This is a genomic window from Geodermatophilus sp. FMUSA9-8 (assembly GCF_037034165.1).
In the GTDB taxonomy this organism is placed as follows: Bacteria; Actinomycetota; Actinomycetes; order Mycobacteriales; family Geodermatophilaceae; genus Geodermatophilus; species Geodermatophilus nigrescens.
Genome location: NZ_JBAGKE010000004.1, coordinates 345,360 through 369,532 on the forward strand (window position 1 = coordinate 345,360; position 24,173 = coordinate 369,532).

Consider the following 24,173-nt stretch of genomic DNA (forward strand, 5'->3'; position numbering starts at 1 on the left):
CGCTCACGCCAGCCGCCCCGCCGAGCCGATCCGCCAGCCCTCCGGGCCGGGCACCAGCACCATCGCGACCTCCACCGGCGCCCGCCCCGGCTCGGTGCGCAGGACCGGACCGCCGGGGTCGGCCGCGGGCACGACGGTGTAGGTCGGCCAGGAGTCGACGAGGCCCACCCGCACCGTCCCGTCCGCTGCAGGCGGCCCGGTGACCTCCACGCCGGTGACGGCCGGCTCGAAGCCGCGCAGCGCCTCGCCGGCCGCGACCAGCGTGGCGAGGGAGGCGCGGTCGGCGGCGAGGAGCGGGCTGTCGGCGGTGTAGACGCCGTCGAGCAGGGCCGCGTCGCCGGTGGCGAAGGCCTCCGCGCGGCGGTCGTACAGGGCGGCGAGCACCGCCGTCCAGTCCGTCGCCTCGGGCGCCGGGGAGGGCTCCGGGGTGGGCTCCGGAGTGGGCTCCGGGTCCGGGAGGACCGGCTCGGGGAAGACCGGCGCGGGGGTCGGGAGACCCGTGTCCGGTGCGGGCTCCGGGGCGGCCGTCGCCGTCGCCGTCGCGGTCGCCGGTGCGCTGGCCGTGGCGGTCGCTGCCGCCTCCGCCGGGAGCGGTGCCGCGCCCGGTCCGGACCGCGACCACAGCAGGCCGCCCCAGACGGCGACGCCGACGAGCAGCGCCGTGCCGACGGCGGCCGCGGCGCGGCGGAGCACCGCCGCCGAGGGTCGGCGCCGACCACGCGCCGGCGGCGGCACCTCCCGTGGCGCAGGGCGCCGGTGCCGGCCGGGCACCTGGTGGGTGAGCTCCGTGCGCGGCCCCGTGCCGGCATCGGCGAGGTCGGCGTCCGGGACGCCGGCCGCGGGCAGCCGGACGGGCTCGGGCCGGCAGGCGTGCCGCAGGTCGAGGGCGAACGCGGCGGCCGAGCCCCGGGCGTGCGGGTCGGCCGACAGCCCGCGGGCGACCACCTCGAGGAGCGCGGGCGGGCAGCCGGGCGCCAGGGCGGCGAGGTCGGGCAGCTCCCCCGCCGCCGCGACGTCGAGGGTGTCGGCCGGTGTGGCGGCGTTCCACGGCGGCACCCCGGTGAGGGCGTGGAAGGCCGCCGCCGCCACGCCGAAGACGTCGGACGCCGGGCCGGGGGCACCCCCGCGGGCGACCGCAGGGTCGACGTAGGCCGGCGTGACCTCCCCGGCCGCCTCCTCGCCGAGCACCCGGGCCACGCCGAGGTCGGTGAGCACCGGCCGCCCCTCCGCGGTGAAGACGACGTTGCCCGGCGAGAGGTCGCCGTGCACCACCCCGTCCTCGTGCGCGCGGGCGAGCGCCGCGGCGACCGGCGCCAGCGCGGTGACGACCTCCCCGGGCCGCAACCGCCCGCGGCGGGCGAGCAGCGCGGCCAGGCTGCCGCCCTCCAGCAGGTCGAGGACGAGTGCCACCCGGGCCGGTCCGCCCCGCCGCGGCTGGTGCACCACCTCGTGCAGCCGGACCAGATGCGGGTGGTCCAGCGCGCCGAGCAGGGCGGCCTCGCGCGCCTGCCGGGCGGCGTCACCCGCGACGAGGACCTTGACCGCCACCGGCGGGCCGCCGCCGCGCGGCCGGGCGCGCCAGACCTCACCCGAGCCGCCCCGTCCGAGCAGGCGGTCGAGCAGGTAGCCGGGCACGACGGGTGGCAGCGGGCACTCGTCATCGGGAGGCGCGGACACGGGCGGGACGGTAGGTCCCGCGGCGCCCCGCCCGCTCCGGCCGTCCACAGGCCGGGATGTCGTCCACAGCCCGCCGGGCCGACGGGTGCCGCGGCCGTCCTGCGCCTAGGTTCGGGCCATGCCGCTCCCTGCTCGTGCCGAGGTCGTCGTGGTCGGCGCGGGCCTGGCCGGCCTGTCGGTGGCCACCCGGCTGGCCGCCGCCGGGGTCGACGTCCACGTGCTCGAGGCCGCCGCGCACGTCGGGGGGCGGCTGGCCACCGAGCGGGTCGACGGGTTCGTGGTCGACCGCGGGTTCCAGGTGTTCAACACCGGCTACCCGCGGGCCGCCGACCTCGACCTGCTCGCCCTGGACCTCGGGTACTTCGTGCCCGGCGCGGTGGTCCGCGTCGACGGCGCGGCGCACCGGGTCGCCGACCCGCGGCGCCGGCCGGGCGCGACGCTCGACACCCTGCGCGCGCCGATCGGGTCACTGCCGCAGAAGGCGGCCGTCGCCGCGTTCTCCGCCCGGGCCGGGTACTGGCCGGTCCGGCGGCTGCTCGGCGCCCGGGAGACCTCGGCGGCCGAGCACCTGCGGCAGGCCGGGGTGGGCACCGCGGCGCTCGAGCGCTTCTTCGGCCCGTTCCTCGCCGGTGTGCTGCTCGAGGACCGGCTGGAGACCTCCAGCCGCTACCTCGACCTGCTGTGGCGGAGCTTCGCCCGCGGCGCCACCGGGCTGCCCGCCGCGGGCATCCAGGCGATCGGTGAGCAGCTCGCCGGCCGGGTCGGCAGCGGCCGGGTGCACACCGGCGTCCGGGTGGCGGCGGTCACCGGGGACGGCGTCACCAGCGACGCCGGTCCCGTGCGGGCCGACGCCGTCGTCGTGGCCACCGACCCCGGCACCGCCGCCGGGCTGGTCCCCGCGGTCGAGGCGTCGGCGCCGCGGCAGGTCACCACGCACTACCACGTGCTGCCGTCCTCGCCCTGGACGGAGCCGCTCATCGTCCTGGGCACCCCGGGCGGGCGGCTGGTCAACAGCGTCGTGCTCAGCGACGCGCAGCCCGCCTACTCCCCCGACGGGCGCGCGCTCGTCGCGAGCAGCAGCCTCGCCCCCACCCGCGAGGCCCACGTGCGCGACGAGGTGGCCCGGCTGCACGACGTCGCCGCCGCCGACCTGGCGCACCTGACCACCGTGACGGTGACCGGCGCCCAGCCCGCCGCCCTGCCACCGTTGCGTCACCTCCGCCCGGTCGACCTCGGCGGCGGGCTGTACGTGTGCGGCGACCACCGCGACACCCCGTCCATCCAGGGCGCCATGGCCAGCGGCCGCCGCACCGCCGCCGCTGTCCTGCGCGCGCTGCGGCCGGGCACCGCCGGAGCCGCCTGATGCCCGCCACCGCGCCCACGATCCTGGCCACGAGCATCGGCTTCGACTCCCGCGGCCGCGGTCCCTCCGACTGGGCGCCCGGTCCCGTCTTCGACCTCGCCGCCGAGCTCGCCGGGGCGCCGGAGCGGCTGCGACTGTGCTGGCTCGGCACCGCCACCGGCGACGACCCGGCGCGGCTGGCCGGCGTGTACGGCGCCTTCGCGGGCAGCCGGGTGCAGGTCAGCCACCTGAGTCTGTTCCCGATGCCCACGGTCGCCGACGTGCGGGCGCACCTGCTGGCTCAGGACGTCGTCTGGGTGGGCGGCGGCAGCGTCGCGAACCTGCTCGCGGTGTGGCGGGTGCACGGGCTCGACCAGGTGTTCCGCGAGGTGTGGGAGGCGGGCGTCGTGCTGGGCGGTGTGTCGGCGGGGTCGCTGTGCTGGCACGTCGGCGGCACCACCGACTCCTTCGGCCCCGACCTGCGCCCGGTGACGAACGGGCTGGGGCTCATCCCCACCTCCAACGGCGTCCACCACGACTCCGAGGAGCAGCGCCGCCCGCTGTACCACCGGCTGGTCGCCGACGGCACGCTGCCGGCGGGGCACGCCACCGACGACGGCGTCGGCCTGGTCTACCGGGGCACCGACCTGGTGGAGGCGGTGGCCGACCGGCCGGGGAAGGCCGCCTACCGGGTGGAGCGGGGGTCCGACGGCGGTGCCGTCGAGAGCCGGGTCGAGCCGCGCCGGCTGCGGTGAGCGCGGGCATAGGCTGGGTGGCGTGACCGAACTGCGCGTCGTCCGGGCCGGCACCGTCCCCTACGAGGAGGCGTGGGCACGCCAGCGCGAGATCCACGCCGCGCGCGTGGCCGGGGAGGGCCCCGACACGCTGCTGCTGCTCGAGCACCCGTCGGTCTACACCGCCGGCCGGCGCACCGAGCCGCACGAGCGCCCGCTCGACGGCACCCCGGTCGTCGACGTCGACCGCGGCGGCAAGATCACCTGGCACGGGCCCGGCCAGCTGGTCGGCTACCCGATCGTCGCCCTGCCCGACCCGGTCGACGTCGTCGCGCACGTGCGGCGCCTCGAGAACGCGCTGATGGAGGTCTGCGCCGGCCTCGGCGTGAGCACGCAGCGCGTCGAGGGACGCAGCGGCGTCTGGATGGCCGCCGACCAGCCCGGCCCGGACAGCCGGCACCGCCCCGAGCGCAAGATCGCCGCGATCGGCGTGCGCGTGGCGCGCGGCGTGACCATGCACGGGTTCGCGCTCAACTGCGACCCCGACCTGGGCGCGTTCGGCGCCATCGTCCCGTGCGGCATCGCCGACGCCGGCGTCACGTCGCTCACCGCGGAGCTCGGCCGCGACGTCCCCGTCGCCGAGGTCGTCGACGCCGTCGAGGACGCGATGCGCCGCGTGCTCACCCTCGCCCCGGCCGTCTGACCGCCGTGGCCGGCCTGCCGCAGAGCAGCACCTACGTCAGCCTCACCACGTTCCGCCGCACCGGCGAGGCCGTCCCCACCCCGGTGTGGGCCGCGCCCGACGGCGACGGGCTCGTCGTCTGGACCCGCGCCGACTCCGGCAAGGTCAAGCGGCTGCGGCACACCGCCCGGGTCACCGTGGCGCCGTGCGACGTCCGCGGCCGCACCACCGGCGAGCCCGTCGAGGCCACCGCCGTCCTGCTCGAGCCGCACGAGTGGCGGCAGGCGCGGGCCGCCCTGGCCCGGCGCTACGGCTGGCAGTGGAGGGTCTCCTACGCCAGCTCGAAGCTCTGGCAGCGGGTCACCCGACCCGGCACCGAGCGGCACGCGATGATCCGCGTCCGCCCCGCCTGAGCCGGGGACTGCCGGCCCCGTCCCGCCCGGGCCGGAGCCCGGGCGGGACGGGCGGTCAGCCGACGACGAAGTTGACCAGCCGGCCCGGGACGGCGATCACGCGCCGCACCGTCTTGTCCGCCAGCTGCGCGGCCACCCGCTCGTCGGCCCGCGCGGCCGCCTCGAGCGCCGCGGCGTCGGCGTCGGCCGGCACGTCGACCTGCGCACGCACCTTGCCGTTGACCTGCACGGCCACCTGCACGGTGTCCTCGGCCAGCCAGCGCTCGTCGGCGACCGGGAACGGCGCCCACGCGACCGAGTCGGCGTGCCCCAGCCGGGCCCACAGCTCCTCGGCCAGGTGCGGGGCCAGCGGCGCCACCAGCAGCACCAGCGGCTCGGCCACCTCCCGAGGCACCGGCGAGTCGGCGCCGTAGGCCGCGGTCAGCGCGTTGGTCAGCTCCGCGACCCGGGCGATGGCGACGTTGAACCGCAGCGTGGCCATGCCGTCGCGCACGCCGGCGATCGCCCTGTGCAGCGCCCGCAGCTCGTCGTCGCCGGGGGTGGTGTCGGCGGCCCGGACGGCGCCGGTCTGCTCGTCGACGACGACCCGCCAGATCCGCTGCAGCAGCCGCTGCGAGCCGACGACGGCCTTGGTGTCCCACGGACGCGACTGCTCCAGCGGGCCGGTGGACATCTCGTACACCCGGAAGGTGTCGGCCCCGTAGGCCCCGATCATCTCGTCGGGCGTGACCATGTTCTTCAGCGACTTGCCGATCTTGCCGTACTCGCGGTTGACCGGCCTGCCCTCGTAGAGGAAGCGCCCGTCCTGCTCGACGACGTCGGCGGCGGGCACGTAGAAGCCGCGCTCGTCGGTGTAGGCGTAGGCGGAGATGTAGCCCTGGTTGACCAGCCGGCGGAACGGCTCCTCGCTGGAGACGTAGCCCAGGTCGTGCAGCACCTTGTGCCAGAACCGCGCGTACAGCAGGTGCAGCACCGCGTGCTCCATGCCGCCGACGTAGAGGTCCACGCCGCCGACGTCGCCGGGCGTCCGCGGGCCCATCCAGTAGCGCTCCAGCTCCGGGTCGACCATCTGGGTGTCGTCGCCCGGGTCGATGTAGCGCAGGTAGTACCAGCACGAGCCGGCCCAGTTGGGCATCGTGTTGGTCTCGCGGCGGTAGGGCTTCAGGCCGTCGCCCAGGTCCAGCTCGACGGTCGTCCACTCGCCCACCCGCGACAGCGGGGGCTCGGGCGCGGAGTCGGCGTCGTCGTCGGCGAAGGTCTTCGGCGAGTAGTCGTCGACCTCGGGCAGCAGCACCGGCAGCAGCGACTCCGGCACCGCCCGCGGCAGGCCGTCGGCGTCGTAGACGACCGGGAACGGCTCGCCCCAGTAGCGCTGCCGGCTGAACAGCCAGTCGCGCAGCTTGTAGGTGGTCGTCGCCTCGCCGTGCCCGGCGGACACCAGCCACGCGGTCATCCGGGCGATGGCGTCTGCCTTGTCGGTCAGCCCGTCCAGCGAGACCTGCTCGTTCGACGAGTTGATCATCGGCCCGCTGCCGGTGTACGCGCCGCCGTCGAAGTCGGCGGGCGGCTGCACGGTGCGGACGACGGGCAGGCCGAATGCCTCGGCGAACTCCCAGTCCCGGGTGTCCTCGCCCGGCACGGCCATGATCGCACCGGTGCCGTAGCCGGTCAGGACGTAGTCGGCGATGAAGACGGGCAGCTCGCGGCCGGTGACCGGGTTGACGGCGGTGACGCCCAGCCAGACGCCGGTCTTCTCCCGGCTCTCGTTCTGCCGGTCCAGCTCCGAGCGTCGCGAGGCCTGCCGCTGGTACTCCCGCACCGCCTCGGCCGGGGTGGCCGCGCCACCGGTCCAGCGCGGGTCGGTGCCGTCGGGCCACGCCTGCGCGGTGAGCGTCTCGACCAGCGGGTGCTCGGGCGCCAGCACCATGTACGTGGCCCCGAACAGCGTGTCGGGACGGGTGGTGAACACCTCGATCGTCTCGGCTGGGTCGTCCGCCCGCCCCGCCGCCCCGACGGCGAAGCGGATCCGCGCACCGGTCGACCGGCCGATCCAGTTGCGCTGCATCTGCTTGACCGAGTCCGACCAGTCCAGCCGGTCCAGGTCGGCCAGCAGCCGCTCGGCGTAGGCGGTGATCCGCATCATCCACTGGGTCAGCGGGCGCCGGAACACCGGGAAGTTGCCGCGCTCGGAGCGCCCGTCGGGCGTGACCTCCTCGTTGGACAGCACCGTGCCCAGGCCGGGGCACCAGTTCACCGGCGCCTCGTGCCGGTAGGCCAGCCGGTGCGCGTCGACGACCTGCCGCTTCTCGACGTCGGACAGCTCCGCCCAGGGCCGGCCCGACGGGTTGGTGCCCGGGGCGGGCGAGCGGGTGCCGGCGTCCAGCTCGGCCACCAGCTCCTCCACCGGGCGGGCGCGGCCGGCCTCCTCGTCGAACCAGGCGCCGAAGATCTTCAGGAAGATCCACTGCGTCCACCGGTAGTAGCCCGGGTCGATCGTCGCGAAGGTGCGGCGCTCGTCGTGGTCGACGCCCAGCCGGCGCAGCTGCGCCCGGATCGCCGCGATGTTGGCCTCGGTGGTGATCCGCGGGTGCTGCCCGGTCTGCACGGCGTACTGCTCGGCGGGCAGGCCGAAGGCGTCGTACCCCATCGGGTGCAGCACGTTGTCGCCGTCCATGCGGCGGAACCGGCTGGTGACGTCGGTGCCCAGGTAGCCCAGGGGGTGCCCGACGTGCAGGCCCGCGCCCGAGGGGTACGGGAACATGTCCATGATGAAGGTCTTGGGCCGGTCGGCGACGCGGTCGAAGCCCTCGGACAGCCGGCCCGTCGGGTTGGGCGTGTGGAAGGTGCCCTCGCGCTCCCACCTGTCCTGCCACTCCAGCTCGATCCGCTGCGCCAGCGCGGGCGTGTAGCGGTGCGGCGGGACGCCCTCGTCCGCAGGCTCGGTGGTGGGCTGGCTCGCCGTCTGGCTCATCGCGGTGCTCCCGGGGTCATCCGTCGGCGGACATGAAAAAACCCCTCACGCAGGAGGGGTCGCCGTGCTGACTGGTGCTTCAGGTCAGCACGGCCGGAGAAGCAGGCGCCCGCCGGTCACTCCCCCAGCCTAGCGCGACGCCGCGACTCACCCGGAGGGGTCGGACCGGCGGCGTCCGGGTGCATGTCGGCGCGGTACCCGCCGATGGAGTCCTCGTGCGCCCTGACGCGGTCTCCCCCCGGCGTGCCGGGACCGATCCCCGTGACCTCCTGCTGGTGGTCGCGGCCCTCGGCGTGACCGCGTTCTCCACCGGCGTCGGCCCGCGGCCGGGCGGAGCGGTGTGGGACGTCGTCTACGACGTCGTGCTCTACCACGTGGCCTGGGTCGCCGCGGGCATCGCCTGCTGGCTGACCGCCCCCCGCGCCCCCCGTGAGGCCCTCGGCTGGCGTGCCATCGGCACCACGCTGCTGCTGGCCAGCGTCGGCAACATCGCCCGCATCATCGAGACCGGCCAGGCCGGGACGACGCCGTCGGTGGTCGGCGACACCTGCGTGACGGTGGCCTACGCCTTCCTCTACGTGGCGCTGTTCGTCTTCATCCGCGCCCGCGTGAGCCGGTTCCTGCCGAGCATGTGGCTCGACGGCGTCATCGGCGCCCTCGGCACTGGCGCCGTCGGCATCGGCTTCCTGCTCGGCCCCTACCTCACCGGCGCCGGCACGGTCTCCTACCTGCAGCTGGCCTGGCCCGCCGCCGACGTGCTGCTGCTGGCCCTGCTCGCCGGGGTCGGCGCCATCCTCGGCGTGCACCTGGACCGCACGCTGCTGCTGGTCAGCGCGTCCGTCGCCCTCATCTGCGTCGCCGACGTCGGGCTGTTCCTGCTCAGCGTCGCCGGCCGCTACTCCGACGGCGGGCCGCTCGAGCTGGTCTGGCTGGCCGGCGTGCTCTGCGCCGGCGTCGCCGCCCAGCGCACCACCGGCGACCCCGAGCCGCGCGAGGAGGGCGCCGGCGTCCGGATCTCCTGGCGGCTGGTCGCGCTGCCGCTGGCCGGGGCGCTGGCCGCCCTCACCGTGCTCGCCGCCGGCTACGGCGACCACCTGCCCTCCAGCGCCGGCTGGCTGGCCGTCGGCTGCGTGCTCGCCGTCCTCGGCCGGACGGCGGTCACCTTCCGGGAGGTCCGCTCCTTCGCCGTCGCCCGCCAGGAGGCCCGCACCGACGAGCTGACCGGCCTGCCCAACCGCCGGGCGCTGCTGGAGACCGCGCGCACCGTCGTCGCCGGCGCCACCACCGCCTCCCCGGCCGCGCTGCTGCTGCTCGACCTCGACGGCTTCAAGGAGGTCAACGACAGCCTCGGCCACGGCGCCGGCGACCAGCTGCTCTGCCAGGTCGGCCCGCGGCTGACCCCGGCCCTGCGCCCCGGCGACGTGCTCGCCCGCCTCGGCGGCGACGAGTTCGCCGTCCTGCTGCCCGCCACCGACCTCGACGGCGCCGCCGAGCGGGCCGGCATCGTGCACGACCTGCTGCGCCAGCCGTTCGTCGTCGACGGGATCCGGCTGCACGTCGGCGTCAGCGTCGGCGTCTCCACCGCCCCCGTGCCCGCCGACGACGTCCAGGAGCTGCTGCGCTGCGCCGACGTCGCCATGTACGCGGCGAAGACCGAGCGCACCGGCGTGCACGTCTACGTGCCCGACCCGCACAGCGGCTCCGGCGAGCGGCTGCGAACGATGGAGGAGCTGCGCACCGCGCTGGTCGAGGACCAGCTCGACGTCCACCTGCAGCCACAGGTGGCCATGGACGACGGCCGGGTGGTCGGCGTCGAGGCCCTGCTGCGCTGGCACCACCCCGAGCGCGGCCTGGTCGGCCCCGGCGTGGTGCTGCCGGCCGCCGAGCAGGCGGGCCTCATGCGCCCGCTCACCGACACCGTGCTCGAGCGCTCCCTCGACGCGGTCGCCCGCTGGTGGGGCGAGCACCACGTGCCGGTGTCGGTGAACCTGTCGGCGGCCAACGTCGCCGACCTCGACCTGCCCGGCAAGGTCGCGGCCAAGCTGGCCCGCCGCGGGCTGCCGCCGACCGCGCTCACCCTCGAGCTGGTCGAGGACACCCTCATGGCCGACCCCGAGCGCGGCCGCACCGTGCTCGGCGAGCTGCGCCGCCTCGGTGTGCGCACCTCGATCGACGACTACGGCACCGGCTACAGCTCGCTGGCCTACCTGCGCCGGCTGCCGGCCGACGAACTCAAGCTCGACCGCAGCCTCACCTCCGACGTCGACGTCGACGAGCGCGCCGCGGCGATCGTGCGGCACACCGTCGCCCTGGCCCACGACCTCGGCCTGACGCTGGTCGCCGAGGGCGTCGAGGACGGCGCCACCGCCCGGCGGCTGGCGGCGCTGGGCTGCGACGTCGCACAGGGCTACGCCGTCGCCCGGCCGATGCCCGTCGGGGACCTGCTGGTCTGGCTCGCCGCCGACCGGGCGCCGCTCACCGCGGCCCCCTGAGCGGCACCGCCCCGGGGTGTGCCGATCCGGCCGAGCGTGCAGGATGGCCGGAGTCGATCAACCCGGAGGTGCGATCCGTGTTCCGCTCCCAGTCCCACGGCCAGGTCATCGGGGCCGAGCTGCAGGAGAGCCTGAGCCACCTCGGCGCCGCCGTGTCCGAGGCCGGCCGGGCCGCCGCGGAGCAGCTGGGCCCCCGCGTGGAGGCCGCCCGCGAGGCCACCGGCCCCGTCCTCGACGCCGCCCGTGAGGCCGTCGCCCCAAAGGTGGCCGCGGCCGTCGCCGCCGCCACCCCCGCCGTCGACGCGCTCGTCGACGCGCTGACCCCCCGCGTGGAGGCCGCCCGCGACGCGGCGACCCCCGCTCTGGAGCTCGCGCGCGAGCGGGTCGACGCCGCCGTCGACGCGCTCACCCCGCGCGTCGTGGCCGCCCGCGAGTCGGCCGGCCCGGCGGTCACCTCGGCGCTGGCCGCCGCGGGCGCCGCCGCCGCGAAGGCCGCCGCCGACCTCGGGCCCCGGCTCGAGGCCGCACAGTCCGCCACCCGCACCGCGCTGGCCGCCGAGGTGGCGCCCCGCGTGGCCGCCGCGCGCGACACCGTCGTCCCCGCGCTGGGCAGCGCCCGCGACACCGTCGTCGCCGGGGTGGGCACCGCGCTGGGCGAGCTCGACCAGCGGCGCGCCGAGCTCGTCGGCGGCACGGCGAAGGCCGCGAGGAAGACGAAGAAGAAGTCCGCGAGGAAGGTCGCGCAGGCGAAGCGATCCGCGGGTAGTGACAGGGGGTCGCGCCGCTGGCCGTGGGTGCTCCTGGCCCTCGCCGTCGGTGCGGCGACGTTCTCCTTCCTGCGCCGCAGGAAGCAGGACCCGTGGACGCCGGCCCCGGCCGGTGACGGGCCCGTGCCGAGCTACCGAGAGGACCCCGTGCCCAGCGCACCGAGCAACGACCAGTCCGGCAAGACCGTCTCCTCCGCCCAGTGGGAGGCGGGCGACTCGGCCCCGCCCGAGTCGGACATGGGCATCCGCGACGCCCAGAACGTGGCTGGCGACGACGACGCCGGCGCCACCGACCCGACCGAGACGGCGCCCGAGCCGTTCACCGGCGGCGGCAACGCGCAGGAGGGGCCGACCGCCGGTCCCGCCGGGCCGGGCATGGCCTGACCGCACCCGCCGCGGCACCCGCCGCGGCACCCGCTCCGCGCACCGCCCCCGCCGCCTCCGAGGCCGCGGGGGCGGTGTGCGTCCGGGGGTACCGTGGGGATCATGAGCGAGACGGCGACGACCAGCACCCCCGACTCGTCCCCCCTCGGTCCCGCCGGCCGCAAGCTGCTGCGCCTGGAGGTGCGCAACAGCCAGGTGCCCATCGAGCGCAAGCCCGAGTGGATCAAGACCCGGCTCAAGACCGGCCCGGAGTACACCGAGCTCAAGTCGCTGGTCCGCCGCGAGGGCCTGCACACCGTCTGCGAAGAGGCCGGCTGCCCCAACATCTACGAGTGCTGGGAGGACCGGGAGGCCACCTTCCTCATCGGCGGCGACCAGTGCACCCGGCGCTGCGACTTCTGCCAGATCGACACCGGCAAGCCCGCCGACTTCGACGCCGACGAGCCCCGCCGCGTGGCCGAGAGCGTCGCCGCCATGCAGCTCCGCTACGCCACCGTCACCGGCGTCGCCCGCGACGACCTGCCCGACGGCGGCGCGTGGCTCTACGCCGAGACGGTGCGGCAGATCCACGCCGCGGTCCCGGGCTGCGGCGTCGAGCTGCTCATCCCCGACTTCAACGCCGACCCCGCCCAGCTGGCCGAGGTGTTCTCCTCCCGTCCGGAGGTGCTCGCGCACAACGTCGAGACGGTGCCGCGGATCTTCAAGCGCATCCGCCCCGGCTTCCGGTTCGAGCGCTCGCTCGCCGTGATCACCGCCGCGCGCGAGGCCGGCCTGGTCACCAAGTCCAACCTCATCCTCGGCATGGGCGAGGAGCCGCACGAGGTCGTCGAGACCATGCGCGCGCTGCACGAGGCCGGCTGCGACCTGCTGACCATCACCCAGTACCTGCGCCCCTCGCCCCGGCACCACCCCGTCGTCCGCTGGGTCAAGCCCGACGAGTTCGTCGGCTTCCAGCAGCAGGCGGAGGAGATCGGCTTCCCGGGCGTGCTCGCCGGGCCGCTCGTGCGCAGCTCCTACCGGGCCGGCCGGCTCTACCAGCAGGCCGTGGAGGCCCGCGGTCTGACCCCTCGGGGCTGAATCCCGCGGTCCCCCGCCCGCGCCCGACCAGGGACGCGCGTGCGCGCCCCTATCCTGGGGACATGGCACGCAGCAAGCCCACAGACTCCACCGCGCCGTCCGGGCGCGGCAAGGCCGCGACCGGTCCCGGCTCCCGCGGCCGGACGACGGGCGGTGCCACCGCGGCCGGCGCCGTCGGCGCGGCCGGGACCGGCAAGGCCCCCAAGGCCGGCAAGCCCAAGGCCCCGAAGCTCGGCAAGGACGGGCAGCCCAAGGTCGGCCGGCTCAAGCGGTTCGGCAACCAGGCCCGCATGATCAAGCAGGCCTACTCGCTGACGGCGAAGAACGACCCGAAGCTCCCCTGGTTCATGCTCATCGCCTTCGTGGTGGTGGCCGGCCTCATCGAGCTGGTCGCGATCCTGTTCGGCGCGCCGTTCCTGTTCCTGCCGATCGCGATCGTCCTGGGCCTGCTCGCCGCGATGATCGTCTTCGGCCGGCGGGCGCAGGGCTCGGCCTACCGCCAGGTGGAGGGCCAGCCCGGCGCGGCCGCGTGGGTGCTCGAGGGCATGCGCGGCGACTGGCGGGTCTCCTCCGGCGTCGCCGGCACCGCGCAGCTGGACTCCGTGCACCGGGTGCTCGGCCGTCCCGGCGTGATCCTCGTCGGCGAGGGCTCCCCCACCCGGGTCCGCGGGCTCATCGCGCAGGAGAAGAAGAAGATCGCCCGCGTCGTCGGCGACACCCCGATCTACGACATCACCGTGGGCGACGAGGAGGGCCAGGTCCCGCTGCGCAAGCTCTCCACCCACGTGATGAAGCTGCCGCGCAACCTGTCCGCCGGTGAGGTCAACACGCTCGGCCGGCGGCTGGCCGCCCTCGGCGGCGCGCGCATGCCGGTGCCCGGCGGGCCGCTGCCCGGCGGCCGGCAGATGACCGTCAGCCAGCGGCAGGTCCGCCGCCGCTGACCCCCGGTCCGACAGGGAGCCCCGCACCGCCCGGTGCGGGGCTCCCGTCGTGTCGGGGGCGCGTCCGACGGCGGCCGTCAGACCGCGATGGTCACGCGGCGAGGGCCGGACGGCGCCGCCGGAGGCCCAGCATGTACGGCAGCCCGGCCCCCGCGACGGCGGCCGTCCGGCCCAGCCGCGCCCGCAGCGGCGGGGCCGGCAGCTCAGGCGGCGGGCCGGCGAGGTCGCCGACGTCGACGAACCACGAGCGCACCGGGCCGATCCCCTCGAGGTCCTGGGCGATCTCGTGGGCGTCGTCCGGCAGGCCGTCCCCGCTGCGGTAGAGCTCCTCGGACAGCAGCACGTACTCCGGGACGTCGACGGGGTTCTTGAGCATCCGGTGCACCTGGATGACGTCGATGCCCACGAGCTTGCGGCGCTGCCGGATCGTCTGGGTGGCCACCTCCCCGACGTGCGCGACGAACTTCAGCGTCAGCGCCTCCGCCTGGGCGCACCCCCGGCACGGGCACAGCACCGCCGCGACGTGGCGTCGCTCCGCGTGGAACGCGCGGTGCATGGCGACGACGGCGCGCGTGGTGGCGTCCAGCGGGCCGCCGCCGGGGCCGTCGGCGCGGCGCGAGAGGAAGGCGGCGTCCCCCTCGATCTCGACCAGGTCGAAGCCCCGGGCGGCGTCGACCACCCGGTCCAGCAGCCGCGCGGTGTTGACCTCGGCGTGCGCGAGGCTCATCCGGTGGGTGCTCATGTACTCGGTGTAGCTACCGATGTCGGCGATCAGCAGCAGCGCCCGGGTGGAGGCCATGCGGCACGCTAGCGGCCCGCGGGCGGGCCGGACGGGTCCGCGCCCGGCCTCGCTCGTGGCGGCACCGGCCCGCGGCCGGTCGTGTCCGACGGTGCGTACCGGTGCAGCATCGAGTCCACCGCCGTCCCCGCCTGCCGGGCGCTCGGCGGGTAGCCGAGGACGACCGCGACGAAGCGCTCCGGGCGCAGCGTCTGCAGCCGCAGGTCGCTGAGAGCGCGGACGGTGGCCGTGCGCCGGGTGCTGTGCAGCAGCGCGATCTCGCCGAAGCCCTGCCCCGGGCCGAGCGTCGCCAGGGTGCGCCCGTCCCCGGTGACCGCGGCCGTCCCCGACTCGATGACGTAGTACCGGTCGCCCGCGTCGCCCTCCGCGACGACGACCTCGCCGGCGGGGACGGCCACCGGCTCCAGGTGGCGGGCCAGCTGCTCGACGGCGGGCAGTGGCAGGACGCCGAGCAGGTCCACGGACCGCAGGAGGCCGATGTCGCGGTCGCGGACGCCGATCGAGCGGTCCAGCCGCCGCAGCCGGCGCCACGCGGCCGCCGCCGCGAGCGGGCAGACCAGGCCGATGGTGACCAGGGCGGTGCGCACCCCGGCCCGGTCGGCGACGAGCGCCGCGACGATCGCGCCGGTCCCCATGGCCAGCGCGACCAGGCCCTCCAGGACGCCGAAGACCCGCGCCAGCACGTCGTCCGGCGCGGTCCGGCCGAGCAGGGTGAAGCCGCCGACGTCGATGAGCGCGTTGCCCACCCCGACGCAGGCGAGCAGCAGCAGCGCCGTCGTCTCCGCGGGGACCACGCCGATCAGCGTCACCGGCAGCCCCCACAGGGTGACGCCGAGAGCGAACCAGGCGCCCAGCGCGCGGGTGCCGACCAGCAGCGACGCGGCGAGCGAGCCGAGCACCGCCCCGGCGCCGATGGCGGCGGTGAGCGCCCCGGCGCCGGGCTCCCCGGTGCCGAGCAGGTCGATGGCGACCACCACGGTGAGCACGGTCAGCGCGCCGCGGGTGAGGGTCTGCGCCGCCGCCAGCCCGACGACGAGCGCGAGGTCGCCGTTGCCGGCGACGGCCCGGATCCCCGCGAGCGCCTCACCGACGAGGTGCACCCCGGCCGGGGCGGGCGGTCGCGGTGGGGCCTCGTAGCGCAGCCGCACCAGCAGGAGCGCCGCCCAGCCGGAGGCGGCGGCCGAGACGGCGAACACGACCGTCACCCCGGCCCAGCCGAGCAGCACCGCGGCCAGCAGCGGGCCGAGCAGGGTGGCCAGCGAGTCGAGCAGGCCGCGCACCACGTTCGCGCCGGCCAGTTCCGTGCCCGGTGCGGCACAGCGACGGCAGCAGCGCCGAGTGCGCCGGCCGGTACAGCGTGGCCGCCACCGTGGACACCACGGCCAGCGCGTAGACGACCGCCGACGGGCCGCCCGTCCCGACGACGACGGCGGCCCCCGCGGTGGCCGCGCCGCGCACCGTCGACACCAGGACCAGCACCCGCTGCCGGCGGCCGCGGTCGGCCACCGGCGCGAGCAGCGGCGTCAGGACGGCGGAGGGCACCATCCGCAGCAGGCCGACCAGCCCGACCGCCGTCGCCCCGCCGTCGCGGTAGGCCACGATCCCGAGCCCCACGGTGAACGCCCACTCGGCGGTCCAGGCCCCGAGGAAGCTCAGCTGCGCCCGGCGCAGGGCGGGGTTGCGCGCGTTGGCGGCGAAGGCGGCCGCGGCCTGCCCGACCCGGCCGCTCCCCTGCGCCATGGCGGGACGCTAGCGCCGCCGGGGCCGCCGATACCGCTCCGCCGGCGTCCGGTGGAGGAGGTCAGAGGCGGTCGAAGGGGGCGGCGTAGCGGAAGGTCCCGCGCGGCCACGGGTCGGTGAGCGCGCGTGCCTGGAAGTGCGCGCCCCACGCGGGGTCCGGCGCCGCCACCCCGAGGTCCGCGGCGGGGACGAAGCCCATCCGGGCGTAGTAGGCCGGGTCGCCGAGCAGCGCGACCAGGCGCTCCCCCGCCGCCTCGGCCACCGCGACCAGGGCGTGCACGAGCACCGTCCCGACGCCGCGGCCCTGCGCCTCCGGCCGCACGCCGAGCGGGCCGAGCCCGAGCGCCGGGGCGCCGTGCGGCTCGACCCACCCGCGGGTGGCGATCACGTGCCCCACCACGTCGTCGCCGTCGACCGCGACCAGCGACAGGTGCGGCAGGGAGCCCACGTCCTCGCGCAGCTCGTCGGTGAGCCGCGCCTCGACGTCGGTCGGGAAGGCCGCCCGGTGCGCGGCCGCGACGGCCTCGGAGTCGGCCGGCCGCTCGCGGCGGACGATCACCTGTCGCGGACGACGGCGGTGTCGGTGAGCCGGTCGTGCAGGCCGCGGCCGTCGGCGTCGACGACGAGCGCCGGCACGAGCAGGAACAGCAGCCCGGTGCGCACGACCGCCCGCCATGGGGCCAGCCGCGACGCCGGCCGGGGGTGGGCCAGGCGCAGCCCGAGCAGCCGCATGCCCGGCGTCTGGCCGATCGCGACGAGGAAGACGACGTACACCACGGCCAGGGACAGCAGGCTCCAGTTGCCCGGCAGGTCCGGCGCGGTGAAGAACCCGGCGACGACGGCGGAGAGGAACGCGTCGACGAGGAAGGCGAGCACCCGGGTGCCGAAGCCGGCCAGGGACCCGGGCCCCTCGGCGGGGAGGCCCAGGGAGGCGCCCCGCCGTCGCTCCTGAGAGGGTGGCTGCGCGTCCCTGACCATGCTCCCAGCGTAGGACCCGACAGCCGTCGGCCCGCCCGCCGCGGGGAGTGCCCTCCCCGACACGCCGGGCTCGTTGTTACCGCCCCGAAACAGACGGGACACCGGCGGGCAACTCCCCGGCCATAGCGTGCGGACGGCTGTCCACCCGATACCGGAGGATCGATGTTCACCAGTCCCGACGAGGTCGCCGGCTACATCCGCGACAACGACGTCGAGTTCGTCGACGTGCGTTTCTGCGACCTGCCCGGCGTCATGCAGCACTTCACCATCCCGGCATCGACGTTCGGCGAGGACACCTTCTCCGACGGCCTCGGCTTCGACGGGTCCTCGATCCGCGGCTTCCAGGCCATCAACGAGTCGGACATGCTGCTGCTGCCCGACGCCAACAGCGCCTACGTGGACCCGTTCCGCAAGAGCAAGACGCTCAACGTGAACTTCTTCATCCACGACCCGATCACGCGCGAGGCCTACAGCCGCGACCCGCGCAACGTCGCGAAGAAGGCCGAGGCCTACCTCGCCAGCAGCGGGATCGCCGACACCGCCTACTTCGGCCCCGAGGCGGAGTTCTACATCTTCGACTCGATCCGCCACGACACCGGGATCAACGAGGGCTACTACCACATCGACTCGGTCGAGGGCTCGTGGAACTCGGGCTCGGCGACCGGCGTCAACGGCGTCGGCCCGAACCTGGGCTACAAGACCCGCGCCAAGGGCGGCTACTTCCCGGTCGAGCCCTACGACCACTACAGCGACCTGCGCGCCGACATGATGCGCAACCTGACCGGCGTGGGCCTCGAGCTCGAGCGCGGCCACCACGAGGTGGGCACCGCCGGCCAGGCGGAGATCAACTACAAGTTCGACACGCTGCTGCGGTCGGCCGACAGCCTGATGCTGTTCAAGTACGTCATCAAGAACACGGCCTGGCAGGCGGGCAAGACCGTCACCTTCATGCCCAAGCCGCTGTTCGGTGACAACGGCTCGGGCATGCACTGCCACCAGAGCCTCTGGAAGGACGGCGAGCCGCTCTTCCACGCCGAGACCGGCTACGCGGGCCTGTCCGACACCGCCCGCCACTACATCGGCGGACTGCTGGCCCACGCGCCGTCGCTGCTGGCCTTCACCAACCCGACCGTCAACAGCTACCACCGCCTGGTGCCCGGCTACGAGGCCCCGATCAACCTCGTGTACTCCGCGCGCAACCGCTCGGCCTGCTGCCGCATCCCGATCTCGGGCGACAACCCCAAGGCCAAGCGCATCGAGTTCCGCGTGCCCGACCCGTCGGCCAACCCCTACCTCGCCTTCTCGGCGATGCTCATGGCCGGCCTCGACGGCATCAAGAACAAGATCGAGCCGCCGGCGCCGGTGGACAAGGACCTCTACGAGCTGCCGCCCGAGGAGGCCCTGGGCATCGAGAAGGTGCCCGCGTCGCTGGACGCCGTCCTCGACCGGCTCGAGGTCGACCACGACTACCTGATCGACGGCGGCGTCTTCACGCCCGACCTGATCGAGACGTGGATCGAGTACAAGCGGGAGAACGAGATCGACCCGATCCGCCTCCGCCCGCACCCGCACGAGTTCGCGATGTACTACGACATCTGATGTTGTCTAGGCGCTGACCTGCGGTTTTGCTGGGTCACGCACCGCCAGTCCGCACACAGTCCGCACGAGCCGCCAGCACTGCTCCCACGGCGGCTCGTGCGGACTCGTCGCTGTCCGGCCACAGGTGGCCGTAGGTGTCCAAGGTCGTCTTGGCCGAGCCGTGTCGGAGCCGGTGTTGGACGACCTTGACGTCGAGGCCGCTGCCGATCAGCAGCGAAGCCAGGTAATGCCGGAGGTCGTGGAAGCGGAACTCCTCCGGTAGCCCGTCGACCTTCGGCCGGGCCGCTCGCATCGCGCGTTCGATGGCCCAGGTCGAGGACTGCCGCCCAGCGCCGTCCGTGACGACGTAGTCGCCGCCCCACCTGGCCACCGCAGCGGAAAGCTCGAGCGCCAGCTCGGACGGTATCGGCAGCGGCGTCCGGCTGGTTTCGGACTTCAACGGCTCGCCGTCCCGCTGCTGCACCGGCCTGACGATGCCGCGCATGAAGTCGACGTCGGCCACCCGCAGGCCGACGGCCTCGGCGGTCCGCAGACCGACGAAGGCACCGAGCAGGATCGCTGGTCGCAGGTGCTCGCCGACGGCATCGTGCAGAGCCCACACCTGCTCGGTGGTGGCGACGTAGGGGCGGGGCTTGCCGGCGCCCGGAGTCGTGCGCCGGGAACAAGGGCTACGCGCCAGGATGCCGTCATGGACGGCGTCGCTCATCAGCTGCGACAGCCGGTTGTGGAGCGCGTAGACGTAGCTGTCAGCAAGGCCGTCAGCCTTGAGCCTGGCCGTCCATGACTTCACATCCGACGGGCGCACCGCAGCCAGAGGACGGTTGCCGAAGGCGGTCGTGATCTGCGCGATGTGCACCCGCGCTTGTCGGACGGTTCTGGGACGTCTGCTGGCGTAGCCGGACAGCCATGTCTCGCACCACTCCCCGACCGTCGTCTTGACCGCGGTGGGGTGCACGTACGTGCCCCGGACCATCTCGGCCGTCTGCTCGTCGAGCCACCGCTGCGCGTCTCGCTTCAGCGCGAAGGCCTCGGTGACCTCACATCCAGAGTTATCGCGGAAGTGCGACAGGTAGCGCAACCCCTTGCCGTCGCGCGCAGTGGGAACGAGCTTCCCGGTCGCGCGGTCCATCCTGCGCCAGCGGTCGATCACTACGGCCATCGTTCAATCCTCCTGCTGTTGCGGGCGCCGCTGGACGTCGACGACGGATGCGGGTGTCCGAGCGACGGTGCACTCAGGTGCCGACACAACACCTTTGCCAAAGTCGACCGGCGCCCGTAGCCGTGCTGGACGTCGATCCGGTCGTGCAGATCGTCGATGCGGTGGAAGATGCGGCGACCGACGCCGAAACTTTGCGGTCCGGTGCCGAGGTGCCGCCAGGTCGGTCTGCGCCGTGACTCGAAAGTTCTGCTCATCGCGGAACGCTCCGGTCCGGGGCACGCCGGCGAGAGAGGGAGGGCACGTCCTCGGATCGCGTGACATGCCCGGCCCCGGGCGACACGATGTTGCGGCTCTCGGCCCTCCGTGCGGCGGCGCGGTCTGCGTCGCGGCCGGCGCCCCAGGTGTCGTGCTCGCGGGCAAGCCGGTGGGGCGGCAGGGCGCGCACGGCCGGTTCGGCGGTCAGCGCGGTGATGTGGGTGCGGGCGTTGGTCAGCTGCTGGAACCTGTCGACGACCTCGCGCTCAAGGTTCGTCAGCAGCGCTACGGGGTCCGAGGCGAAAGCGAGCGGTCCCAGCGGGGTCAGTCGCTCGTCGCGCCGGTGACGGGCCTCGGCCAGGGCACGCCGCGCCTCCTCGGCGGTGTGCCGGGCGGTATCGGCAACCGCATGCAGCTGCGCCTGCTCCGGATGGCGGTGCTCGGCGGTGCGGCGGGCGGCGGGCGGCGGGCGGCGGTATCGAACGCCTGCCACAGCGCGGCGCGGTCGTCGTATCCGTCGGCCTCCTGGGCGAGCTGGGTCGGGTCGGTGGGCAGGTCGGGCCGATGTGGGCGCCATCGGTCGGCCCAGCCGGTCAGCTGCTGGCTGGCGCGGGCGACGGCGGCCCGGCGCAGTTGCAGCCGGCCGGGCCCGTCGAGCACGACCCGGGCCGCGACGCGCGCGGCCGGGCGTTCGCCGTCCCAGGCGGTGAGCAGGCTGTCGCGGATGCGGTCGGCCTTGGCGGCGACCGCCCTCGTACTGGCCTGGGCCGTCTGCTTCGCCCGCTCGGCGACAAGCGCTGTCTGCCGCCACTCGGCGTCGAGTCGGGTGAGCTCGCCGGCGTGACCGGCCTCTTGTGCGACGACTTGGCGCAGGGTGTCGCGCCACGGCTCCAGCAGGGCCAGTTGGTCGGCGCAGCGCTGCTCGACCGACCACGCCTGGTGCAGCTCGGCCAGCACCTGCTCCAGTGGACGGGGGCTGGCGTAGGAGGCTGCCTCGGCGGCAGCCTGCTCCGCGGCGTGCGCGGGGCCCAGGTCGGCCCGGTCGCGGGCGAACACCGCGATCCACTGCTCCCGCGCCTCGTCGGCGTCGGCGGCCACGAGATGGGCGATGTGGGCCTGCCGGCCGCGAGTCATCCCCACGTAGGCGCCGGCGGCGCCGGTGGACTCGCCGATGACCAGGTGGGCGGCGGGAACGGTGTCGCCCTGGACGCCATGCGCGGTGCTGGCGTAGGCCAGCTCCACATGGGCGGTGACGTAGTCGGCGGGCAACGTCCGCTGCCGCGACCCGGCGGGGGTGACACCGGCGGAGGTGACGTTCCCCCCGGCGCGGGCGGCGGGGGTGACAACCAGCCCGCCACCGCCGTCGACGGTCGTGACCGTCCAGGTGTCGCGGTTAGCCACGCCCAGGTCGCGGTCGTTGCGGCGGGTGGCGACCCGGTCGCCGACGCCGATCCGCTGACCCGCCGCGGTGACGACGACCCGGGTGTCCTCGACCCGGCGGTCGGCGACCAGCCGCTCGCGGACGGCGGCGTTGAGGGCGGCGGCCTGCTCCCGGGTGTCCACCACCACCGCCACCGGCTCACCCTCCGCGGAGGAGCGAGTCGCGGTGTCGGCCAGCTCCTCCCGCATCGCCGCCGCGTCGGGATGCAGCCGGACCTGGCCGCGTGCGGCGAGTGCGTCGAACACCGTTCCGGGGTCGGTGCCGGCGCGCATGGCCAGCGTCAGCTCGGCGTACTCCGTGTCCGCGACGGTGAACCCACCGTCGGTGCGGATGAAGCGGTGCACCCGGTCCAGGGTGAGCACCGCGGTCGGGTCGACGGCACGGACGGCCAGTTCCAGTACGCCGCCGCGGCCGACCGCGGTCAGCTGCCGCCGGTCACCCAGCAACGCCACCCGCACTCGGCACTCGTCAGCGACGGTGAGCAGGGCGCGGGCGGTGTCCTGGTCGAGCATCCCCGCCACATCGACCACCAGCAGATCCCCGGCGCGCAGCCGCGCCTCCTCCTCGGGGCCGGTGTGGACGCTGCCGGTGACTGGGTCGGTCTGGCCGGCGGCGAGGCGGGTCCAGGCGCCCTCGTCGGTCCAGCGCCAGCCGTGCTGGTGCACCAGCCATGCCACCGAGCCTGCGTCGGCGCCGACCTCTTGCTGCACGACCTGGGCGGCCTTGAGCGTCGGGGCCACCACCGTGAGCCGTTGCCCTTGCTCATCGAGGAGGGTGCGGGTGGCGGTCAGGGTGGTGGTCTTGCCGGCGCCGGCGGCGCCCTCGACCACCACCAGCTGCCGGTCGCCGGCCAGCGCCGCGACCGCGGCGGCCTGTCCGGCATCCAGCTGATGCACCTGGGCCAACGACTCGGAAGCTGAGGTCGGCCCCCTACCGGGCGGGATGGGCTCGTCCCGAAGCCGTGACAGGTCGGCGTCGGTCAGGTCGACCCCAAGCCCGGTGGCGCGGTCGGCCAGCCGGACAGTCAGCTCGGCCTCGACATCGAGCACCTGCCGGCATGTCAACGCCCGGATGTGCTCCGGCACGCCGTCGCGGTCCAGCAGCGGAACGCACCGGACCAGAGCGCGGGCGGTGAGGTCCTCGGCCAGCTCGATGCGCACCGCCGACTCTGCCACTACCCCGGCAGCAGCGATCAGCTGCTCGACCTCGCCCCGGACATCGGCGGCGTTCCACGCCGAGCGGCCGGCGGCTAGCCGTGCCAGCACCCGGCCGACCGCCCCGTCGCGGTCCAGCGCGCCGACCGGCGTGGGTGCCAGGTCCACCGGCCGGTCGCGGTCGCGATACCCGAGGGCGGTCAGCTCGCCCATCCACCGGGCGGTGAGGTCCTCGCCGGGCTGAGGGGTGACCTTGTCGGGGCGGCCGTCGGCCCAGGCGCGGGCGTCCCAGGCACGGCGCAGCGCCGGTCCCGGCGTTTCGCCGGGGTGCGCCGCGGTCCATCTGGATTCGTAGCGATCCACATTCCGAGCGATCTGTGTCGCGCGGGCGCTGAACGGCCCGACGACGTCCGACATCTGCCGTATTTCACCGTCGCTGTCCGACGTGTATCCGTGCGAGGCGAGCGCGCCGCGGAATTGCGGGTCGCAGGCGACCGCGGCGTGTCCGATCCCGTTTATCGCCGCGAGAAAGTCGCGCACGGCGACGGTGTGCAGCCCACGCCATTTCTCCGTTGCGAACACTCGCGCGTTGACCTGCAGATGCAGATGCCGGTGCGGATCACCGGCGCGGGAGGTGTAGTGCCGCACGGTCACCGCCTCCAGCACCTCGACCGGCACCTGCACCTGGCCGCCCCGCGGGCCGACCCGGGTGGTGGCGTGCTCGGCGAGCCAGCCGATGAGCTGAGCGGCGGCGCGGTCCTGCGCCGCGTCGTAGGCGGCGGCGACATCCGGGTGCAGCGCCGAGGCCAACGACCACGACTTCGGCCCGTTGACCACCACCTCGACGAACCGGACCGCCCGTTCGTCGCTGCGCAGCCACCCACGCGACTCACCGGTGTCCGGGTCCTGGCCGGCCACCCAGGCTTCGTAGCCGCCCCCGGCCAGCGGCGCCAGCTCCTGCACCCGGCTGTCAGGGCCGGTGGCGTAGCGGCGGGCCAGCCCGATGCCCTCGGCCAGGTAGTAGTCGTCCGCCCGCCCCCGGTCCGCATCCAGGTAGCAGCGGGCCGCGGCCGGCGAGCCGGCATACACCTTGATCCCGCCGCGCATTGTCAACACCGCCCGACAATGGCCAACACGTCACCCCTAGAAACGGCGAAAGGCCTCGCGAAGCGGGGCCCGAACGTTCACCGAAGGTAGCATTCGTGCCGTTCTTTGGCGAAGGCCTGAGCTTGCCCGGGAAAGGCTGGAGTGGCGGGCGTAGAGTCGTCGCGGGCGCCATGGCGTTGGCCGTTTACGGCGATTGCCGACTGAGAGCAGGTCGCGTTCTTCCCGGCTATAGGTGCTGATGGCGATCGGCTCCGCGATGTACCGGCTCGCGTCACGCGGCCCCCTGCGACACGGCGGCGTGGATGTTGAGCGGCTGCCGGACGACGAGGCTGCGACCGTCCGGCAGGGTGTCCCGGTTGTCCTCCCCGTGCGGGAAGGTTCACCGGGCGGGTCTTACGGGACGGCGGACGAGGGGCACCTGCTCTGTCCTGCGGTGTTCCCGGTTGGGGTTCGGCTTCCGG

The 24,173-nt window shown here is 75.2% G+C and carries 18 protein-coding genes; 9 read left to right on the forward strand and 9 right to left on the reverse strand.

Features of this window, described 5'->3' with window-relative positions; genetic code table 11:
• Positions 1 to 3: 3 nt before the first annotated feature.
• Entirely contained in the window at positions 4 to 1,677 is a 1,674-nt protein-coding gene (locus WA616_RS11420) for a serine/threonine-protein kinase (protein ID WP_336029855.1), read from the reverse strand.
• Between the two features lie 118 nt (positions 1,678 to 1,795).
• Between WA616_RS11420 and WA616_RS11425 the strand changes: the two genes are divergently transcribed.
• The 4 genes from WA616_RS11425 to WA616_RS11440 are packed head-to-tail and all read left to right on the forward strand — an operon-like array spanning position 1,796 to position 4,848.
• Positions 1,796 to 3,040, forward strand: coding sequence for an NAD(P)/FAD-dependent oxidoreductase (locus WA616_RS11425; RefSeq protein WP_336029857.1), 1,245 nt, complete (start codon positions 1,796 to 1,798; stop codon positions 3,038 to 3,040).
• Positions 3,040 to 3,774 (forward strand): peptidase E, encoded by a 735-nt coding sequence (locus WA616_RS11430; protein WP_336029859.1) that lies wholly within the window; start codon positions 3,040 to 3,042, stop codon positions 3,772 to 3,774. Before WA616_RS11425 ends, WA616_RS11430 begins: the two co-directional genes overlap by 1 nt.
• A gap of 22 nt (positions 3,775 to 3,796) precedes the next feature.
• Positions 3,797 to 4,456, forward strand: a complete 660-nt coding sequence (gene lipB, locus WA616_RS11435; RefSeq protein ID WP_336029861.1) for a lipoyl(octanoyl) transferase LipB — start codon at positions 3,797 to 3,799, stop codon at positions 4,454 to 4,456.
• Between the two features lie 5 nt (positions 4,457 to 4,461).
• Positions 4,462 to 4,848: a PPOX class F420-dependent oxidoreductase gene (locus WA616_RS11440; protein WP_336029863.1), complete on the forward strand. Its 387-nt coding sequence runs from the start codon at positions 4,462 to 4,464 to the stop codon at positions 4,846 to 4,848.
• A gap of 55 nt (positions 4,849 to 4,903) precedes the next feature.
• On the opposite strand, the gene leuS is transcribed toward WA616_RS11440, so the two are convergent.
• Positions 4,904 to 7,819, reverse strand: a complete 2,916-nt coding sequence (gene leuS, locus WA616_RS11445) for a leucine--tRNA ligase (RefSeq protein ID WP_336029865.1) — start codon at positions 7,817 to 7,819, stop codon at positions 4,904 to 4,906.
• 215 nt (positions 7,820 to 8,034) lie between these two features.
• On the opposite strand from leuS, the gene WA616_RS11450 reads away from it, so the two are divergent.
• The 4 genes from WA616_RS11450 to WA616_RS11465 all read left to right on the forward strand — a co-directional run bounded on the left by WA616_RS11450 (position 8,035) and on the right by WA616_RS11465 (position 13,480).
• Positions 8,035 to 10,311 carry a putative bifunctional diguanylate cyclase/phosphodiesterase gene (locus tag WA616_RS11450; protein ID WP_336029867.1) on the forward strand — a complete coding sequence of 759 codons (2,277 nt, stop codon included), beginning with the start codon at positions 8,035 to 8,037 and terminating at the stop codon, positions 10,309 to 10,311.
• Between the two features lie 77 nt (positions 10,312 to 10,388).
• Positions 10,389 to 11,462: a hypothetical protein gene (locus tag WA616_RS11455; RefSeq protein ID WP_336029869.1), complete on the forward strand. Its 1,074-nt coding sequence runs from the start codon at positions 10,389 to 10,391 to the stop codon at positions 11,460 to 11,462.
• A gap of 102 nt (positions 11,463 to 11,564) precedes the next feature.
• Complete coding sequence (lipA, locus tag WA616_RS11460) at positions 11,565 to 12,539, forward strand: lipoyl synthase (protein WP_336029871.1); 975 nt, start codon at positions 11,565 to 11,567, stop codon at positions 12,537 to 12,539.
• Positions 12,540 to 12,601: 62 nt separating this feature from the next.
• Positions 12,602 to 13,480: a DUF4191 domain-containing protein gene (locus WA616_RS11465; RefSeq protein ID WP_336029874.1), complete on the forward strand. Its 879-nt coding sequence runs from the start codon at positions 12,602 to 12,604 to the stop codon at positions 13,478 to 13,480.
• Positions 13,481 to 13,571: 91 nt separating this feature from the next.
• On the opposite strand, the gene WA616_RS11470 is transcribed toward WA616_RS11465, so the two are convergent.
• From WA616_RS11470 to WA616_RS11490, 5 genes are all read right to left on the reverse strand, one after another.
• Positions 13,572 to 14,279: a DUF2652 domain-containing protein gene (locus WA616_RS11470; protein WP_336029876.1), complete on the reverse strand. Its 708-nt coding sequence runs from the start codon at positions 14,277 to 14,279 to the stop codon at positions 13,572 to 13,574.
• An 8-nt stretch (positions 14,280 to 14,287) separates the two neighbouring features.
• Entirely contained in the window at positions 14,288 to 14,914 is a 627-nt protein-coding gene (locus WA616_RS11475; protein WP_336029954.1) for a cyclic nucleotide-binding domain-containing protein, read from the reverse strand.
• Positions 14,915 to 15,362: 448 nt separating this feature from the next.
• Positions 15,363 to 16,019, reverse strand: coding sequence for a hypothetical protein (locus tag WA616_RS11480; RefSeq protein ID WP_336029878.1), 657 nt, complete (start codon positions 16,017 to 16,019; stop codon positions 15,363 to 15,365).
• Between the two features lie 61 nt (positions 16,020 to 16,080).
• Positions 16,081 to 16,578 (reverse strand): GNAT family N-acetyltransferase, encoded by a 498-nt coding sequence (locus WA616_RS11485; RefSeq protein ID WP_336029880.1) that lies wholly within the window; start codon positions 16,576 to 16,578, stop codon positions 16,081 to 16,083.
• Positions 16,575 to 16,997 (reverse strand): RDD family protein, encoded by a 423-nt coding sequence (locus WA616_RS11490; protein WP_336029882.1) that lies wholly within the window; start codon positions 16,995 to 16,997, stop codon positions 16,575 to 16,577. Before WA616_RS11490 ends, WA616_RS11485 begins: the two co-directional genes overlap by 4 nt.
• A 162-nt stretch (positions 16,998 to 17,159) precedes the next feature.
• On the opposite strand from WA616_RS11490, the gene glnA reads away from it, so the two are divergent.
• Positions 17,160 to 18,596 carry a type I glutamate--ammonia ligase gene (gene glnA, locus WA616_RS11495; RefSeq protein WP_073422327.1) on the forward strand — a complete coding sequence of 479 codons (1,437 nt, stop codon included), beginning with the start codon at positions 17,160 to 17,162 and terminating at the stop codon, positions 18,594 to 18,596.
• 34 nt (positions 18,597 to 18,630) lie between these two features.
• On the opposite strand, the gene WA616_RS11500 is transcribed toward glnA, so the two are convergent.
• Positions 18,631 to 19,755 carry a site-specific integrase gene (locus WA616_RS11500; protein WP_336029883.1) on the reverse strand — a complete coding sequence of 375 codons (1,125 nt, stop codon included), beginning with the start codon at positions 19,753 to 19,755 and terminating at the stop codon, positions 18,631 to 18,633.
• A 579-nt stretch (positions 19,756 to 20,334) separates the two neighbouring features.
• Positions 20,335 to 23,712, reverse strand: coding sequence for a MobF family relaxase (gene mobF, locus WA616_RS11505; RefSeq protein ID WP_442901998.1), 3,378 nt, complete (start codon positions 23,710 to 23,712; stop codon positions 20,335 to 20,337).
• Positions 23,713 to 24,173: the final 461 nt, after the last annotated feature.